The following is a 1155-nucleotide window of genomic DNA, read 5'->3' on the forward strand; positions in this document are numbered from 1 at the left end:
CTCGTCGTGGTTGCACTCCTGGGCTTGATCTATGTCGGAGCGAAATACGTACGGCTGGACAATCTTCTGGGATTCGGCCAATACACGGTCAAAACCGAACTGGCGACGTCCGGTGGCATCTTCACCAACGCCGAAGTGACCTATCGCGGTGTACCCGTCGGACGCGTCGGTGACATGTCGCTCACGTCCGACGGAATCGAAGTCGACCTGTTGATCGACAGCAGTGCTCCGCAGATTCCCGCATCCGCGCGGGCCGTGGTGGCCAATCGCTCAGCCATCGGCGAGCAGTACGTCGACCTTCAGCCCGATACCGACCAGGGCCCGTTCCTCGAAGACGGCTCGGTGATCGCCGTGGGCGACACAACCACGCCGATCCCGATCGAGAATGTCTTGACCAGCGCCAACGGTCTGGTGCACTCCGTTCCGGTCGACGCACTCCACACCGTCGCGAAAGAACTCGGCGCGGCATTCAACGGCAAGGGCGAAGATCTGCAGGTACTTGCCGACTCGCTGTCGGGGATCTCCCAGTCGGGCCTCGACACCCTTCCCCAGACCCTCGGACTGATCCGCGACAGCCAGACGGTGCTCACGACCCAGTCCGATCAATCGTCGGCGATCAAGCAGTTCAGCACCGACCTCGACGCACTGACGGCGCAATTGCGCACCAGCGACCCCGACATCCGACGCGTGATCGACAACGGCATACCGGCCAGCGAACAAGTCGGCTCTCTCGTCACCGAAGCCGGCCCCGCGCTCACGACCAACCTCTCCAACCTCTCCGCCGTTGCAGCGGCAGCCGCACCGACACTGCCCTCGCTGCAGCCATTCCTGCTCTTCCTGCCTGCGCTCGCCGGGGCGGCGCCCACCGTTGCACCGGGAGACGGCACAGTACATCTGGGCTTGGTACTCGAGACCAACAACCCGCTCTCGTGCACCGTCGGTTACGAAGGGACCATGGCGATCCTCGACGAGATGAAGCGCAAGGACCCGAACTTCGACGACACGACGCAGAACTTCCCGTTGAACACTGCCGCCAACTGCCAGGCACCTCAGGGCAGCGAAACGGGGGTTCGTAGCGCCAACCGCATCGCGTTCGCCGACCCGAACACCTCGCAACCGTGGGACAGCAAGCCCAAGGTGGACCCGGACAAGCTC

At 63.6% G+C, this 1155-nt stretch carries 1 protein-coding gene; it reads left to right on the forward strand.

From position 1 onward, the window contains the following. On the forward strand, window positions 1–1155 hold a 1155-nt coding region (locus RhoBH5_RS32555; protein ID WP_270009643.1), incomplete at both ends, for an MCE family protein.

The sequence above is a fragment of the Rhodococcus sp. BH5 genome (genome assembly GCF_027583855.1).
Taxonomy (GTDB): Bacteria; Actinomycetota; Actinomycetes; order Mycobacteriales; family Mycobacteriaceae; genus Rhodococcus_F; species Rhodococcus_F qingshengii.